General features: G+C 74.3%; 15 protein-coding genes. 10 read left to right on the top strand and 5 right to left on the bottom strand.

Annotated elements, in window-relative coordinates:
• The 4 genes from ACFYZB_RS40720 to ACFYZB_RS40705 all read left to right on the top strand — a co-directional run.
• Positions 1 to 174, top strand: a 174-nt coding sequence (locus ACFYZB_RS40720; protein WP_351215380.1) for a carboxyl transferase domain-containing protein, incomplete at its 5' end; no start/stop codon positions are given.
• 308 nt (positions 175 to 482) lie between these two features.
• Complete coding sequence (locus tag ACFYZB_RS40715) at positions 483 to 1,358, top strand: BTAD domain-containing putative transcriptional regulator (RefSeq protein WP_388766963.1); 876 nt, start codon at positions 483 to 485, stop codon at positions 1,356 to 1,358.
• Between the two features lie 38 nt (positions 1,359 to 1,396).
• Positions 1,397 to 2,122 carry a phosphopantetheine-binding protein gene (locus ACFYZB_RS40710; protein ID WP_388766962.1) on the top strand — a complete coding sequence of 242 codons (726 nt, stop codon included), beginning with the start codon at positions 1,397 to 1,399 and terminating at the stop codon, positions 2,120 to 2,122.
• A 9-nt stretch (positions 2,123 to 2,131) separates the two neighbouring features.
• Positions 2,132 to 2,974, top strand: a complete 843-nt coding sequence (locus ACFYZB_RS40705) for a 4'-phosphopantetheinyl transferase superfamily protein (RefSeq protein ID WP_351215372.1) — start codon at positions 2,132 to 2,134, stop codon at positions 2,972 to 2,974.
• Between the two features lie 61 nt (positions 2,975 to 3,035).
• Here ACFYZB_RS40705 and ACFYZB_RS40700 read toward each other — a convergent pair whose 3' ends face one another.
• Entirely contained in the window at positions 3,036 to 3,824 is a 789-nt protein-coding gene (locus ACFYZB_RS40700) for a thioesterase II family protein (protein WP_388766961.1), read from the bottom strand.
• Positions 3,825 to 4,107: 283 nt separating this feature from the next.
• Here ACFYZB_RS40700 and ACFYZB_RS40695 point away from each other — a divergent pair, with 283 nt between their 5' ends.
• Complete coding sequence (locus tag ACFYZB_RS40695; protein WP_351215368.1) at positions 4,108 to 4,929, top strand: AfsR/SARP family transcriptional regulator; 822 nt, start codon at positions 4,108 to 4,110, stop codon at positions 4,927 to 4,929.
• Positions 4,930 to 5,062: 133 nt separating this feature from the next.
• On the opposite strand, the gene ACFYZB_RS40690 is transcribed toward ACFYZB_RS40695, so the two are convergent.
• The 3 genes from ACFYZB_RS40690 to ACFYZB_RS40680 all read right to left on the bottom strand — a co-directional run bounded on the left by ACFYZB_RS40690 (position 5,063) and on the right by ACFYZB_RS40680 (position 8,523).
• Entirely contained in the window at positions 5,063 to 5,311 is a 249-nt protein-coding gene (locus tag ACFYZB_RS40690) for a phosphopantetheine-binding protein (RefSeq protein WP_351215366.1), read from the bottom strand.
• Positions 5,312 to 5,382: 71 nt separating this feature from the next.
• Positions 5,383 to 8,163, bottom strand: a complete 2,781-nt coding sequence (locus ACFYZB_RS40685) for an AAA family ATPase (protein ID WP_388766960.1) — start codon at positions 8,161 to 8,163, stop codon at positions 5,383 to 5,385.
• A 99-nt stretch (positions 8,164 to 8,262) separates the two neighbouring features.
• Positions 8,263 to 8,523, bottom strand: a complete 261-nt coding sequence (locus ACFYZB_RS40680) for a PqqD family peptide modification chaperone (protein ID WP_351215362.1) — start codon at positions 8,521 to 8,523, stop codon at positions 8,263 to 8,265.
• A gap of 479 nt (positions 8,524 to 9,002) precedes the next feature.
• Between ACFYZB_RS40680 and ACFYZB_RS40675 the strand changes: the two genes are divergently transcribed.
• From ACFYZB_RS40675 to ACFYZB_RS40660, 4 genes are all read left to right on the top strand, one after another.
• The gene (locus tag ACFYZB_RS40675; protein WP_351215360.1) at positions 9,003 to 9,362 is read left to right on the top strand and encodes a hypothetical protein; all 360 of its coding nucleotides are present in this window, start codon (positions 9,003 to 9,005) and stop codon (positions 9,360 to 9,362) included.
• Between the two features lie 193 nt (positions 9,363 to 9,555).
• Positions 9,556 to 10,101 (top strand): acyltransferase domain-containing protein, encoded by a 546-nt coding sequence (locus ACFYZB_RS40670; protein WP_388766959.1) that lies wholly within the window; start codon positions 9,556 to 9,558, stop codon positions 10,099 to 10,101.
• A 166-nt stretch (positions 10,102 to 10,267) separates the two neighbouring features.
• On the top strand, positions 10,268 to 10,639 hold the full coding sequence (locus tag ACFYZB_RS40665) for a hypothetical protein (RefSeq protein WP_351215356.1): 372 nt from the start codon (positions 10,268 to 10,270) through the stop codon (positions 10,637 to 10,639).
• A 53-nt stretch (positions 10,640 to 10,692) separates the two neighbouring features.
• Positions 10,693 to 12,804, top strand: a complete 2,112-nt coding sequence (locus tag ACFYZB_RS40660) for a condensation domain-containing protein (protein ID WP_351215354.1) — start codon at positions 10,693 to 10,695, stop codon at positions 12,802 to 12,804.
• Positions 12,805 to 12,839: 35 nt separating this feature from the next.
• Here the strand turns inward: ACFYZB_RS40660 and ACFYZB_RS40655 are convergent, their stop codons facing one another.
• Positions 12,840 to 13,076 carry a hypothetical protein gene (locus ACFYZB_RS40655; protein WP_388766958.1) on the bottom strand — a complete coding sequence of 79 codons (237 nt, stop codon included), beginning with the start codon at positions 13,074 to 13,076 and terminating at the stop codon, positions 12,840 to 12,842.
• 396 nt (positions 13,077 to 13,472) lie between these two features.
• On the opposite strand from ACFYZB_RS40655, the gene ACFYZB_RS40650 reads away from it, so the two are divergent.
• Complete coding sequence (locus tag ACFYZB_RS40650) at positions 13,473 to 14,702, top strand: helix-turn-helix domain-containing protein (protein WP_351215350.1); 1,230 nt, start codon at positions 13,473 to 13,475, stop codon at positions 14,700 to 14,702.
• Positions 14,703 to 14,729 lie beyond the last annotated feature (27 nt).

Raw genomic sequence — 14,729 nt, 5'->3', positions numbered from 1 at the left:
GTCAAGGAGTACAAGGCCGAGCTGATGCACCCGTACTACGCGGCCGAGCGCGGCCTCGTGGACGACGTCATCGACCCCGCCGAGACCCGCGAGGTGCTCATCCGTTCGCTGGCCATGCTGCACCGCAAACACGCCGAGCTGCCCTCCCGCAAGCACGGCAACCCCCCGCAGTAGCCCCATCGGATCAAACCTGTCGGTCTGTTTACTGCTTGTCTCATGGTGGTAAGCGGTCTGTTCATCGCAGGGGCCGAGCGTGGGTCGCCCCCTCCTGTGGGGCGCGCCCCGGTCCGAGGTGGTCGTGACGAGACGTCAACAGTGCTGTATTTTCAGAAGAGTTGCAGGTGAGTGGCGGTCTTCAAGGTCTGCTGCACTGTCGCTTGAAAGTTGTTAAAAACAGAACGTACGGTCTGCTATTGACATACCGTACGCGCTGTTTTTAAATCGTGTAGTGCCAGCAGCGCATGTGGACTAGGGGAGACGGCGTGGACATCGACGTACTGGGCGCACTGGACGTGAGGGAGAACGGGGTGTCCGTGGCCCCGACGGCGCCGAAGCCACGCCAGGTCCTGGCGCTGTTGGCGTTGCACGCGGACCGGGTGGTGCCGGTCGCCTCGCTCATCGAGGAACTGTGGTCGGGCCGGCCACCGCGCAGCGCGCGCACCACCCTGCAGACCTACGTGCTGCAACTGCGCGAACTCATCGCGGCGGCGCTCGCCCACGACACCGCGGAGCAACCCGGTGACCGGAGCGAACGCCGTACCGCCAAGGACGTGCTGCTCACCCTGCCGGGCGGATACCTGCTCTCCTCCGACGGCGGCACCAGTGACGTCCGCGAGTTCGAACGGCTGGCGGGACAGGGCTACCGGGCCATGGACGCCGGTGACTTCGCGGGTGCCTCGCGCACCCTCGCCGCCGCCCTGGACCTGTGGTCGGGATCCGCCTTCGCGGACGTGCAGACCGGGGTGCAGCTCGCCATGGAGGCCAAGCGTCTCGACGAGAGTCGGCTGTGCGCCCTCGACCAGCGCATCGAGGCGGACCTGCGGCTCGGGCGGCACCGCGAAGTGCTCGCCGAGCTGACCGTCCTGACGAGCCGTTACCGCACCCACGAGAACCTGCACGCCCAGTTCATGCTCGCGCTCTACCGCTCCGGGCGCCGCGGCGAGGCGCTCGCCGTCTACCAGCAGCTGCGCACCACCCTCGGCCGCGACCTGGGGCTGGAGCCGTCACCGCGGCTGCGCCGGCTCCAGCACTCGATCCTGATGGCCGCGCCCGAGACCACGCAGGGCCCCGCGGCGCCCGCCCCGGCCCCCCGAGCCACGCCCGCGCCGCACGCCGGACCCCTGACACCGACCCACTGACCCTCCGGCACGGGGGCCGATCCTTGGAGGCATCCACCATGACCAGTGAGCCGACGGCACCCCTCGGTGCCCCCGGCGACATCCTCGCCGAGCTCACGGCCGTGCTGGCCGGCGTGGTCCACGTGGACCCCGACCGCGTCGACCCCGAACAGCCCTTCCCCGTGCTCGGCCTGGACTCCCTGCTCACCGTCGAGTTCGTCGCGGAGGTCAGCCGGCACTTCGGCGTCCGGATCGCCGCCGCGGCGCTCTACGAGCACCCCACACCGGCCCTGCTCGCCCGCCATGTGGCAGCCGCCCGCGGGGGAGCCGACGAGCCTCCCGCCGTCCAGGACCCCGGGGCCTCCGCCGCGGTCCTCCAGGTGCTGCGCGAGCAACTGGCGCGGATCCTGCACTGCGACCCCTGGGAGATCGAAGGCGGTGCCGCCTTCGCCGAGCTGGGCATCGACTCCGTCCTGGCCGCCGAGTTCGCCGCCGGCGTCAACCGCGCCTACGGCCTGACCGAAGGCCCCGTCACCGTCCACGAGCATCCGAGCCTCGCCGCCATGGCGTCCTACGTCGCCTCCCGCACCCGGGGCACGGTGATCCCGGCGGCGCCGGGCGCCGGCAGTGCCGTACCGGCGAGGGCGGAGCGGAGGCGGGAGCCGGTCACCACGGCAGCGAAGCGGCCCCCGTTGTCCCAGGACGAGGTGGTCGCGCTGCTCGACGCGGTGCGCGGCGAGAGGATCGGCGTCGACGAGGCCGCCCGGCTCCTGGCGGATGGATGAAGCGGCACCATGACGATCACCGCACCGGAGCCCCTCAGCGCCGGGCCCGCACCGCTCGAGGAGACGGCGGCCCCGGTGAAGCTGTGGCTGTGCCCCAACGACGCCCTCCCGCCGGCCCTCGCCGGGGTCCTGGCCTCGCACTGGCTCGACGAGCGTGAACACAAGACCGCGGCGCGTTTCCTCTTCGAACGCGACCGGCGGCAGTACCTGGTCGCCCACACCCTGGTCCGCCGGGCGCTGGCGCTGGAGGCCGGCCTCGCCGAGGCCGAACTGGTCATCTGGCGCTCCTCGCGCGGGCGGCCCTTCCTGCAGCCGCTGCCCGGCGGCCTGCCGCGCGGCGGCGACCACCTGGACTTCAACCTCTCCCACGCGGGCGGCTACAGCCTGCTCGGCATCGTCCGCAGGCACCGCATCGGGGTCGACGTCGAGGGCCTCGGCCGGGACGCGCAGGCCCTGGAGACCATCCTGACCACCTTCACCCCCGAGGAGCAGCGGTGGGTGGCCGGCGCGGCCCAGGGACGGGAGCGGGACCGGCGGGTGCTCAGGCTGTGGACCCTGAAGGAGGCGTACTCCAAGGCCCGCGGACTGGGCCTCGGACTGCCCTTCGACGAGTTCTGCTTCACCCTGGCCGACGACCGGGGCGTGCTCGCCTTCCGGCCGCCCACCGACGATCTGGCCGGGCGCTGGCGGTTCCTGGAGCTGGAGCCGGTGCCGGACGTGCTGGCCGCCGTAGCCGTACCCGCGGACGAACACGGCGCCCCGCTGCTCGAGCTGCACCACGGGTTCCCCTGGGGCCGGGCCGCGCCGCACACCATCGCCCTGCCCGAGCCCGTGGGCGCGACACATGGGTAGGTCCTGTCGTCGGTGTTCTGCCCACCAGGAGCGCGGAACACCGACGACAGGACCTGTGTGCTCAGTGGCCGGGCGCGGACGTCAGGCGCAGGGCCTGCGTCACGTCGTGGGTCACCGCCCGGGCCACGGCGTCGAGGTCGTCCTGGAAGTAGAAGTGGCCGCCCGCGAAGACGTGCGTCGCCGGCCGCCGGGCACAGTGCCCGCTCCAGCGTTCCAGCGCGGCCAGGCCCACCACCGCGTCCTCGGCGCCGCCGAACAGGGACACCGGCACCGGCAGCGGTTCGGCGGCGGGCGCCGGACGCCAGCTCTCCACCAGCTGCAGGTCGGCGCGGATGACCGGCGCGAAGTGCCGCCACAGGCCGGGGTGGTCGAGCACCTTCGGCGGGGTGCCGCCCAGCTGGGCGACCCGGCGCCGCAGCTCCTCGTCGGACAGCTCCCGGGCACTCACCCGTACGGGCGGGCCGTACGGGCGGGGCGCACCGCAGGCCGACAGGCCCAGCCACACCGGAGGGCGGCCCCGCGCCGTCAGCCTGCGGGCGAGTTCGTGGGCCACCAGGGCGCCCATGCTGTGGCCGAACAGCGCGAACGGCGCCCCGCAGGCGTTCAGTTCGGGGATCAGCCGGTCGAGGTGGTGAGCCACCAGGGCGTCGCCGTCCCTCAGCGGCGGCTGCCCCATCAGCGTGCCGTGGCCGGGCGCGTCCCGTGCCGCCACCCGCCAGTCGGCCGGGAAGCGGGCCGGCCAGTTCTGGTACATCAGCCCTGAGCCGCCCGCGTGCGGAAAGAGGAAGAGGCGCACCGCGGGGACCGTCGCCGGCGCGTCGGCCGGGGCGGCGGAACCGGGGGCTCGCATCGCGTCTCCGTTCACTTCGACGGGCGGGAAAAGGATCGCAGACCCGCAAGGTTATCCGTCGTCCCGAATTCCACACCGGAATCGATAGTTCATTTCCAGCATTGGTACATGTGTTCTTGAGTGCCTTATCTGCATTGCGCAACACCCCACTTGGAGCGCCACTGGAGGACCGCTACAGAAAATCGCTCGGGGGGCATGGACACGGCTAGCGTGCGTAGTGGCGGAGAATTTTGGCCACCAAAAGGAACTCGACAAGGAACTCGACGAGGTGGGGAGGCCACCGATGCAGATTCAGGTTCTGGGTCCGTTGAGTGCCGAGGTCAACGGGGGATCGATCGTTCCGACGGCCGGTAAGCCGCGACAGATTCTGTCGCTGCTGGCGCTCTATCCCGGGCGGGTCATGCCCGTTCCCACGCTCATGGAGGAACTCTGGGGAACCGAACCCCCGGCGAGCGCGCTGACGACCCTGCAGACCTACATACTCCAACTGCGCAGGCGGCTCGGTACGGCCATGGGCCCGGGCGCTCCGACCGGGGCGAAGGACGTTCTCGCCACCCGGCACGGCGGATACCTGCTGCAGATCGACAAGAGCTGTGTCGACGTGCACCGCTACGAGGAACTGGTCAGGCAGGGACAGTCCGCGTTCGAGGCGGGGGACAACGAGGCGTCCGCGGCGCAGTTCCGCGCGTCACTCGACCTGTGGACCGGCGCACCGCTGGTCGACGTGAAACTCGGGCCGGTCCTCGACATCGAGGTGATGCGGCTTCAGGAGAGCCGGCTGGTGACCGTGGAGCGGCGCATCGACGCCGATCTGCGGCTCGGCCGCCATGCGGAGCTGATCGCGGAGCTGACTGAGCTGACCGCCCGCCATCCGCATCACGAGGGCCTGCACTCGCAGGCCATGGTGGCGATGTACCGGTCGGGCCGGCAGGCCACCGCGCTGGAGGTCTACCGCAGGCTGCGCATGCGGCTCATCGACGAACTCGGCGTGGAACCCTCGCCGCAACTGCAGCGCATGCACCAGGCCATGCTGGCCGTCGATCCGCAGCTGGACGTGCTCGCGGGGCCGCGCCGTACGTCGACGTTCGACCTGTTCGCGGCGTGACGGGCGGCACCACCCGGACCGCGGAACACGGCACGCCGCACCCGCCACGCCACGGAACAACACAGCACACAACAGCACCGAACCGCCGAACCGCCATCCGGGGACGGCGGCTTCGGCGTGTTCCCGCAGGGGCTCAGACGGCCGCCTGCAACCGGGTCACCGTCTCCCACAGGACCGCCGGAGTGGCGAAGGTGTCCAGGGAGAGGGCCTCGTCCACGAAACGGATGTCGTAGGCGCTCTCCAGCGAGCCCAGCAGCTCCACCGCGCCCAGCGAGTCCAGACCCGAGACCCTGAGGTCCGTGTCGGCCTCCAGCGGTTCGTCCGCGTCGAGGAACGGCAGGTAGTCACGCAGGAGTTCCTCGAACTTCTTGTCCCAAGCCATTGCTGACCTCACCCTTTTGTATGTCGTCGGTGCCTCGATGGAATACTGGTCGTGTCGGCAGGGGGAACCCGTTAGTCACCCCTAACCAGGTGGCCGGCCGTCGTGGGCGGGCCGTCGGGGGACAGGTCGAACGGCAGATCCCCGCGCCCGCTGATCTGGAGCTTGCGGTACACCTTCGTCAGGTGCTGCTCGACCGTGCTGACGGTGAGATAGAGCTTCGCGGAGATCTCCCGGTTGGTCAGTCCCTGCGCCGCGAGCGTCGCCACCCGCTGTTCGGAACTGCTCAGCCTGCTCTCCAGCCGCTCCGGTCCGGGCCGCTCGGCGCGGTCCGGAGCGGGTTCGCTGAGCGGGGCGTCGGGCAGGATCTCCTTGCACAGCGCGGTCGCGCCGCACTCCTTCGCCAGGTTCCACGCCGCCCTGATCGTCGCCGTCCCCTTCACCGACGCGCCCGCGTCCGACTGCCGGGCCCGGCCGAGGTCGGCCATCGCGTGGGCGGTGGCCAGCCGGTCCCCGGAGCGGTGGAGTTCGTTCACCGCCTGCTCCAGCAGCGAGATCCGCTGCCGTGCCGGTCCGGTGGTCAGCGCCCGCTGGTGCAGCGAGACCCCGCGCACCCAGGGCCGGCGCGCGTCCGGCAGCGCCAGCTGCTGCAGCACCAGCCGCTCGGCCTGCTGGGACTTGCCCAGCCGCAGCAGCGCCTGGGCGGCCTCGGTGCGCCACGGCAGGCAGGCGGGCCGGTCGATGCCCTGGTCCTGCATGATCCGGCCGATGGTGAGGAAGTCGGTGAGGGCGGCCTGCGGCTGGTTGCCCGTCAGGTGGTGCAGTCCGCGGGCGTGCAGGAAGGAGAGCCCGTCCAGGCTGTCCAGCAGGACCGCGGGCACCGGCCGGTCGCACAGCCGGGAGGCCTCGGTGTAGTGGCCCATGGCGCTGTGGGCGCGGATCAGCACCGCCGTCGCCGCGTACGGCAGGGCCCCGCCGCTGCGCTCCGGCAGCGCCCGAAGGGCCCGGTCGGCGTAGGTGCGGGCCTCGGACAGGTCGCCGATGCGCAGCAGCGCCTGCGCGTGCAGTGTGGCGAACACCGCGGCCCAGCCGGGCGCGTCACGCCGTTCCGCGTCCTCCAGCAGGGTGCGGCTCCAGGGGACGGCCCGCTCGGGATGGTCGGACAGCAGCAGCGAGCGCAGCGCCTGCACGATCGGCGTCATCGTCGCCTCGGCCGGACTGGCCGAGCGCAGCAGGCGTTCGGCGGCGGAACCGGCGTCGATCACCATGTCCAGCGGCGAGGCGCCCGGCTCCTCGCCCTCGGGGCCACCGTCGCCGAGCAGGCGCGCCGCGTCGGTGAGCCGGCCCTGCAGCAGGAGCAACTGGGACAGCGGCTGGGCGCCCTCGCCGTCGAGGCGGCCCTCGCGCAGCGCGGCGAGCGGGCCGGTGACCAGCCGCTCGGCGGCGGCCGGGTCGAAACGCCAGGTGACCTGCGCGAGCCGGATCGCCACAGCGTCCCGGCGCACGTCGTCGGCGCACAGCCGGTGGGCCGCCTCCAGGAGGCCGAGCGCGCCGCGCCCGTCGTCCTCGGCGAGCCGGCTCTCGGCCGCGTCGCACAGCAGTTCCGTCTCCTCGCCGGTGGCGGACCGGGCGGTACCGGCCAGGGCGGCGGCGGACAGCAGGTGCCCGGCCGCCTCCACCGCCGGGCGGCCCTGGCGGTGCAGCAGCAGGGCCGCCCGGCGGTGCAGGGCGGCCAGGTCGGCGGGGGAGAGGGCGCCGCGGAGCGCATCGCACACGGCGGGCTGCGCGCAGCCGGCGTCGTCCAGCAGTCCCGCGCCGTGCAGGCCCGCCAGGGCCTGCCGTACGGCGGGCGGCGCGACGCCGGCCAGCTCCGCGAGCCGCTCCGGCGTGGCGGCCTCGCCCAGCAGCGCGGCGGCCCGGGCGACCGCCGCCGCGGTGGCGCCCGCGCGGTGCAGACAGGCGTGGACGGCCTGGACGAAGGGGCCGTCGACGTCGGGGACCGGGCCGGCCGTGCAGCCGTTGGTCGCGGCACCGGCCGGGCCGGTCCCGTCCGGGGTGCGCGGTGCGGGCGCCGCCGGCCGGGCCCGGTCGCCGGCGGTACGGCGGAGGCCGGCCGGCACCGGATGCCGGGTGCCGTGCTGGGCAGGCGCCGTCGGTCCGGGGCGGGAGGCGGCGGGGCCCGCGGGGGTCGTCAGCGCGTGCTCCTCCAGGAGGGCACGCAGCAGGAGGGGGTTGCCGCCGCTGGTCTCGTACAGCAGCGAGGCGTGGTCGCGGCAGCCCGCGCGTTCGGCCAGCGCGGTCACCTCGGCCGGCCCCAGGCGCTCCAACCGGATGCGGCGGAACGTCGGCTGGCGCATCAGCTCGGTCGTGAACGCCGGGTCGCCGGCCTCGTGGTGGACCGTGGCGGCCACCACCAGCAGGATGCGGGCGGGCCGTGCGTGGCGGGCGAGGTACTGGAGGAAGGCCAGGGACTCGTCGTCGGCGTGGTGGACGTCGTCCACGCACAGCACCAGCGGGCTGCCCTCGCTCGTCTCGCGCAGCTCGGCACACAGCGCCTGCAGGTCCTCGGTACGCGGTGTCCCGGCCGTCGTGTTCCCCGACGGGGCCGGCCCGGGACGGCCGGCCAGCAGCTGGCGCACCACGCCCCACGCGGTGCCGCGCTCGGCCGGGAAGCCGGTCGCACACAGCACCAGCGCCCCCGCGGCCGCGGCCCGTTCGACCAGCAGGTGCACGAGCGCGCTCTTGCCGCAGCCTGTGGGCCCTTCCACCAGGACGGTCCGGGAGAGCCCTTCGGCACAGTCCGTGAAGGAGTCCGTCAAGGTCCTGATCGCCGTGGTCCTTCCGACCAACGTCATAGTCGCCCCGTCTCGGTTGGTCCACCCCTAACCTGGACCAGCCTGACCACACCCCCTACAGGGGTGGTGGAGCCGTGGCGGAACGCGGCACGCGCCGGGTCAGGGCTCGGTGCGCACCAGACCGGCGTCGCGCAGTTCGTCGACCCAGATGTCGAGATCCGCAAGGGTGTTGGCCGGTTCGGTGCCCCACAGCGACGCCAGCATGCGGGCCGCGGCGCGCACATCACCGCTGTGCTGGCGCAGCGCGAGCCACATCGCCGTACCCACGGGACCGCAGCGCACCGCGCGGGCCGGTGCCGACGGCTCCGGCACCACGTCCAGGCGCCCCTGCGCGTCGACGCTGACGCTCAGTCCGGGCATCGGTTGAACTCGCACACGTACCTCCAGCCCGCGAGCGGCCCACGGCTTACCAGGTCGTCGGATTCACACGCGGCGACGTACACCGGAAAACGAAATGCCGTCCGGGGCGCCAGGGCGGTGAGAGCATTGAATCCATCCTGGTGCGTCGCGGTCGGGCCTGGCAACGGTCCGCACCCCCCTACAAGGTGGTGCGCGAACGCCCTGACGTAGGGGTGTGCTGCGCGTTTCACCACTGCGCCCCCAGCGCCGGGGACCGGCCGAACAAATCCGGCCGAAAGTAATTCCCGAATTGCGGGGGGAATTGGCCGAAGGTTTTCGGAATGCGCCGCCGACCGCTTCACGGAACGGGCGGAAACGTGAAGTGATTTCCTGGGATCCCGCCGAGTTTCACCCGTTCTCCATCGCGTCTCCAGCCGCGGCGGCCAGGGTGGGCGGGACGGCTGTACGGGATGACGAACGATGGGGAAGGACCTCTCGTCATGGCGCCCACGTTGACCGAGCCCCTCAGCGGGGTGCTGCACCAACTCCTCACCGCGCGCTGCCTGCGGGAGCGCAACAAGGAACTCGTCCTCGAACTGGTCGCGGCGGGCAACCGGGGCGAGATCAACCGGCTCACCCGGCACTGGGCGGATCCCGCCGGTGCGGGCGCCCGGGCGCTGCCCGACGGGCTCGGGCTGACGGTGGAGAGCGTCCTGGCCGACGGCGACGTCGTCGTATTGCGGGCGACCGCGCGCGCCGGGCGGCAGGCCTGGTCGCTGGTCGCCGAACTCCGCTTCGACTCCGCGGGGCGGGTCGCCCACTGCCACGACATCCTGGTGCCCGGGGCGGAGGTGGGCTGACACCGACCTCAACTCCCTGCTGTTCCAGGGGAGTTCGAGTGTGTCTCGGCCGGTTCTCGAGCGGCGGGCGCCACCGTCGGGCCCCTACCGCCGCAGGAGAGGGGGACGGCCGGTGAGGGTGGCGTCCGGCTGGGCCGGGCTATTACGGCGTAATAGGGAAGTGGGCCGGCACGCCCTGAGGGGCCGGCCCATCGTGGTCGACGCGGACGGCGACACGGCCGTGCTGTTCGCCTCCGGGCCGGAGGTCAGGCCCGCCGTGGCGCGGACCCTGTACGGGGCGTGCGCCGAGTTCCGCGCCGAGTTCGACGCGATGTGCCGGGTGGCGGACCGGCGGCTGCCGCTGCCGCTGGCCGCCGTCGTGTTCGCCCCGCAGGACGGCGTCGACGCCCGCCTGCTGCACCGCGCCGAGTTCCGCCGGACCGCACTGTTCGCCTACCAGGTGGCGCTGTTCCGGCTGTGGCGGGAGTGGGACGTGCCGCGGGTCGCGGCGGTCGCCGGTGAAGGCGCGGGCGCCTGCGCCGCGGCGTACGCGGCGGGCGTGCTCGGCCTCGACGAGGCAGTACGGCTGCTCGTGTCGGGACGCCGGCTGCACGAGCACGGCGGATCACGCGCCGAACGAGCCCTGCGCGCGGGCGGGTTCGGCCGCGTACTGCGCTGCGCCCCGGACCACGAGAACCTCGACGGCATGCTGATGCCGGGCGGTGTACGGCGGCTGCGTCCGGAACTGCTGGCCGGCTGAGGGCCGGGTGCGGCGACCCCGGTGACGGGCCGGTGGCCCGGAGGACCCGCGCGCGGGTGTTCGGCGCGGATGAGCGCAGGTCGGGGACGGTTCGCGGGCGGCTGGAGAAAACGGACGGACGGGACGCGGCGGCGCTAGCGTGGGGAGGCTGAGTGAGGGGACAGCCATGGGAGAGCGCCACAGCGACCGGCACGTACCGCTGCCGGAACCGGAACTGCACGCCGGAGCCGGAGTTGGACCTGCACGCCGGAGCCGGAGTCGTACGCCGCAGCCGGAGCCGTACGCCCGCAGGACGCCCAGCACGCCGGTGTCCGGCGGGCAGGGGCCGCCGGGGCGCGCCATGCGGTCCCTCGGGGCGCCGCAGTACCGCCCCGTGACCTTCCCCGACGTCCGGGTCCGCCGCCGGGTGTCCCGTCCCCGCGGCGGACCTGCCCAGTCGCGCCGGGACGGGGAGACGGCCGGGCGCCCGGTCCCGCGACGGCGCGCCCGCGCCGCCCGCTCCGCCTTCTCGGCCGGCCCGCACCGGCCCGCCCGCTGAACCGGGGGCGGCCGGACGTCCGTTCCGTACCGGTTGTCCAGGAGGGGGAGGCGATGAACGACGGCCGGAGCACCGGCGTGTGCGCGGTGATCGACCCCGAGCGGGGCGCGCACGGCGCCCTCCGACTGCACGGACCGCTGGACGCCGCCTGCTTCCACCAGGCCCTGCACCGCATCGCCGAGAGCCGCCCGGACACCCGGCAGGCGGGGCCCCGGCTGCTGCGGCACGGCCCCGACCTGCACACCGTCGTACTCCCCGGCGAGGCCGGCGCGTCGGCGCCCTATCCGGTCGGTCTGCTCGCCGACCTGCTCACCGCCGCCCCCGACGCCGCCGTCCCCGACGGCCGCCCCGGGGCCGGGACCCCGACGGGCGCGGGTGACCGGTCCTGCGGGACGCTGCCGCGCACCGAGCCGGTCACCGCCCTGCAGCGACAGCGGCTCGCCGACGCCCTGGCCCGGCCCGACCAGCAGGTCGAGCAGATCGCCTGGCGCTGGTACGGCCCCCTGGACACCGCCCGCTTCGAGGCGGCCTGGCGGGCCGTCGGTGAGCGCGAGAGCGTGCTGCGCACCGGCTTCCTGTGGGACCCGCGGCCGCGTGCCGTCGTCTTCGACCGCGGCCCGCTGGACGTCGTACGCCACCGTCACGGCACGGTGCTCCGGCGGGCCGCGCTGCTCGCCCGCGAGCGTGCCCGCACCTTCGACCTGCGTCGCCCGGGACCGCTGCGGGTGGTGCTGCTGGACAGCGGCCCCGCGGACGCGGCGGCACCCTTCACCGACGTGCTCGTCACGTATCACCGGGCCCTGCTGGACAGTTGGAGCGTCCGGCTGCTGATGCGCGAGTGCTGCCGCGCCTACCTCGCCGACGGGGTGCTGCCCGGCGGCGAACGCCGTCCCGACCTGGGCGACTGTGCCCGCTGGCTCGGCGCCCAGGACCTCGGCCCGGCCGGCGACTTCTGGCGCCGGCCCGCCCACCGGCCGGCCGCTGTGCCGGCCCGCCCCGCCGCGCCCGGCCCCGCCCGTGGTGGTGGCACCGGCGTGGACCGCACCGCGCTGACCCCGGCCGAGAGCGCCGACCTGGCCCGGTGGGCGGCCCACTGGGGCGTCGCGGAGAGCAGCGTGCTCCAGGCGGTGTGGGCGATGCTGCTGTACCGCGCCTGTGGGGCCGCGCCCCGGCCCGCCGTCGTCGGCTTCGGCCTGGACTTCCCGGGGCGCGGACTGCTCCTGGACGGCATCGAGGGCATTCCCGGCCCGTTCGAGAACGCACTGCCCGTCACGGTCGGCGTGGACACGACGCTCGGCCTGCCCGAGCTGCTGCGCGAACTGCGCGACCGGGTGCTGGACATGGCCGCGTACGAATGGGTCGCCGCCGGGGAACTGGCCCCCGGCCACGGCGGCGGGTCCGGCCACGGCGGCGGGGCACGGGCCGGCGGCCTGCTCGCCTTCGACTGCGGTCCGCGTCCCGAGGAGGCGTACGGCGACGCGCTCACCGCGCACGGGATACGCCTCGAGGAGCGGGAGGCCGCAGGATCGCCCGCCGGGTACGCCCTCAGGCTGCGCGCCGGCCACGACGCCCGCCGCGCCCTCGTGCTGACCTGTGTGTACGACCGTGACCTCGTCGACGGCGGGAGCGCCCACACGCTGCTGGCCCACACCGTGCGCCTGCTGCGGCTGCTGCCCGGCGCCGCGACCGGGGGGACCACCGTCGGGGACGCGCTGGCCTGGCTGCCGGACGCCGTGACGCCCCGGGTGCCGGACGGCTTCGTCGCCCGGGACGCGGCCGCGCTGGTGTCGCTGCGCGCGGCCGCGGAGCCCGCGGCGGCCACCGTCTGCCTGGTCGACGTGCCCGGTGCGCCGCACACCGGCCACTGGGAGCTGGTACGGCACTACCGCGGACCGGAGGCGCTGACCGCGCTCCGGCCGGCCGCCGGTGCGCAGACCGACGCTTCGGCCCTGGCCCTGGGCCCGCTGGCCCGCTCACGCGGCCGACTGGTCCTCGGCGGGTACTCCGGGGCCGGCGCCCTCGCCTGCGAACTGGCCCGGCGGGTCACCGGGCCCGGGGTGCGCCCGCCCCTGGTCGTGGTCGGCGGCACCTGCGACGGCCCGGACGGGCCCAGGGGCCTGGCGAGGGCGTTGCAGGAGGCGAGCGCGTCACCGGGGCGGTACTGAGGCGCGGGACCGACGGGTCGCCGGCCGGCCGGGGGTCAGGCGCCGTGCGTGGCGCGGCCGTTGGTCGCCGCGCGGTGCCGGGCGAAGGCGCGTACGGCGGCCCAGGTCGCGGATGCGGCCCCGGCCAGCGAGACCGCCGAGGCGAGCGAGGCCGTGAGGCGGGAGTCCCAGTCGTCGAGGGCGGCCTCGGGGGCGGGGACGGGGGACCGGGTGGCGGCGGGGGCCGGCACCGGGGCGGCCGGGCGTGGCTGGTGCTGGGTCGGGGTGTGCATCATGATCACCTCTACGGCCAGTCGATGTCGTCGTCGGAGGACGTGGCGCGCATCGGTCCTGGTCGGCCGGAGCGGCCCTCGCGGGCAGCACGGCGGGCAGGAACCGACTGCTTCATGTACGACTCCCGTGGACACGGACGGGAACAGCTCCCGTGGCATGGGGCGGACTGGTGCGCAGGCACCGCCACTGACGCTCGAGATCCTGCCCGTAACGGATGGAGAACCGCTCGAGGAACGCAAGAGAGCCCCGTGAGGTTCGCACGAGACCCAAGGCACGGCACCTGGCAAAACATTGCCCGCCTGTTGCCCGCCAACCTACGCTCGTTGCGGCCTTCGGTGGCGCGCCCGTACCGCCCCGCGGCCGCCCCCACTCGTCCGTCCCCAGGGAATGGTCACATGCTGCAGCAGCCCGCGTTCGGCAGTCGTCTGAGGAAACTGCGCCAGGCCCGTGGGCTGTCCCAGACCGCGCTGGCGGGTGACGGCATGTCCACGGGGTACCTCTCCCGGCTGGAGTCCGGCGCCCGCCAGCCCACCGAGCGGGCCGTCGCCTACCTCGCCGAACGGCTCGGCCTGGAGGCGGCGGACTTCGAGGAGCCCGCGGGCGGTTCGCTCGCCAACGCGCTGTCGCTGGTCGCCTCCACCGGCTCCGGCGCGGCGATGGAGACGCTCCGCGAGGCCCTGGCCGCCGAGGGACACGAGGCGCCGGTGCTGCGCTGGCAGGCGCTGTGGCAACTGGCCCGGCAGCGGCGGCTCCAGGGCGACCACGCCGGCGAGCGGGAGTACCTGGAGGAGCTGGTGCAGCTCGGCGACGCGGTCGGACTGACCGCGCTGCGGGTGCGCGGGCTGACCCGGCTCGCCCGCTGCCTGCGCTCGCTCGGCGACATCAACGAGGCCCTCGACGCCGCGATGACCGCCCACCACCTCGCCCGCGAGGGCGACCTGGACGTGGAGGACCGTGCCGCGGTGCTGCTGGCCCTGGTCTCGGTGGAGGGCGAGGCGGGCCGCATGCCGGACGCGCGGGCCCACGTCGACGAGCTGGTCGAGCTGGTCGCGGGCCGGTCGGACGCGCTGTGGGCGGAGGCGATGTGGACAGCGGCGGTGGTGCGGGTCCGGCAGGGCGACCACGCCGCCGCCCAGGGCTACCTGGAGGAGGCGCTGGAGAAGTTCGGCAGCGGGGAGGACCTGGTGCTGTGGCTCAGGCTCCGGCTCACGGCCGGCCGGCTGCACCTGGAGAAGCTGCCGCCGGACCCCGAGGCCGCCGAGCGGTGCCTCACGGCGGCCGAGGCGGCGCTGGCGTTCGTCGGCACGCCCGGACTGCGCCAGCAGCTGACCGCGCTCAAGGCCGACCTCGCCTTCGTCACCGCCCGGTACGACGACGCCCGCGTCCTGCTCGGCGAACTCGCCCAGGCGGAGCCCCGGATGACCTACCGGGAGCGGGTGCAGATGGACATCCTGCGCCATCAGTTGCGCATCCGCTCCGGCGACGACGGCGGCATCCAGGGCCTGCGCGCCCTCGCCGAGCAGGCCCAGGCCGACGCCAACATCGACCTGGCCGCACAGATCTGGCGCATCCTCGCGGAGTCCCTGGCCCAGTCCGCGACGGAACGGGGCTCCACGGCGGTGTGATCGCCGGTCGCCGGTGCGGCCATCGGC

Source organism: Streptomyces sp. NPDC001852 (assembly GCF_042891825.1).
Lineage (GTDB): Bacteria > Actinomycetota > Actinomycetes > Streptomycetales > Streptomycetaceae > Streptomyces.
Note: the sequence above shows the minus strand (reverse complement) of the source record. Positions and strands in the feature narration are given on the sequence as shown.

Excerpts from the sequence above, each read along its gene's own strand:
- ACFYZB_RS40710 (WP_388766962.1), top strand. The coding sequence starts at position 1,397 with ATGACCAGTGAGCCGACGGCACCCCTCGGTGCCCCCGGCGACATCCTC.
- ACFYZB_RS40705 (WP_351215372.1), top strand. The coding sequence starts at position 2,132 with ATGACGATCACCGCACCGGAGCCCCTCAGCGCCGGGCCCGCACCGCTC.
- ACFYZB_RS40700 (WP_388766961.1), bottom strand. The coding sequence starts at position 3,824 with ATGCGAGCCCCCGGTTCCGCCGCCCCGGCCGACGCGCCGGCGACGGTC.
- ACFYZB_RS40695 (WP_351215368.1), top strand. The coding sequence starts at position 4,108 with ATGCAGATTCAGGTTCTGGGTCCGTTGAGTGCCGAGGTCAACGGGGGA.
- ACFYZB_RS40690 (WP_351215366.1), bottom strand. The coding sequence starts at position 5,311 with ATGGCTTGGGACAAGAAGTTCGAGGAACTCCTGCGTGACTACCTGCCG.
- ACFYZB_RS40685 (WP_388766960.1), bottom strand. The coding sequence starts at position 8,163 with ATGACGTTGGTCGGAAGGACCACGGCGATCAGGACCTTGACGGACTCC.
- ACFYZB_RS40680 (WP_351215362.1), bottom strand. The coding sequence starts at position 8,523 with ATGCCCGGACTGAGCGTCAGCGTCGACGCGCAGGGGCGCCTGGACGTG.
- ACFYZB_RS40675 (WP_351215360.1), top strand. The coding sequence starts at position 9,003 with ATGGCGCCCACGTTGACCGAGCCCCTCAGCGGGGTGCTGCACCAACTC.
- ACFYZB_RS40665 (WP_351215356.1), top strand. The coding sequence starts at position 10,268 with ATGGGAGAGCGCCACAGCGACCGGCACGTACCGCTGCCGGAACCGGAA.
- ACFYZB_RS40660 (WP_351215354.1), top strand. The coding sequence starts at position 10,693 with ATGAACGACGGCCGGAGCACCGGCGTGTGCGCGGTGATCGACCCCGAG.
- ACFYZB_RS40655 (WP_388766958.1), bottom strand. The coding sequence starts at position 13,076 with ATGCACACCCCGACCCAGCACCAGCCACGCCCGGCCGCCCCGGTGCCG.
- ACFYZB_RS40650 (WP_351215350.1), top strand. The coding sequence starts at position 13,473 with ATGCTGCAGCAGCCCGCGTTCGGCAGTCGTCTGAGGAAACTGCGCCAG.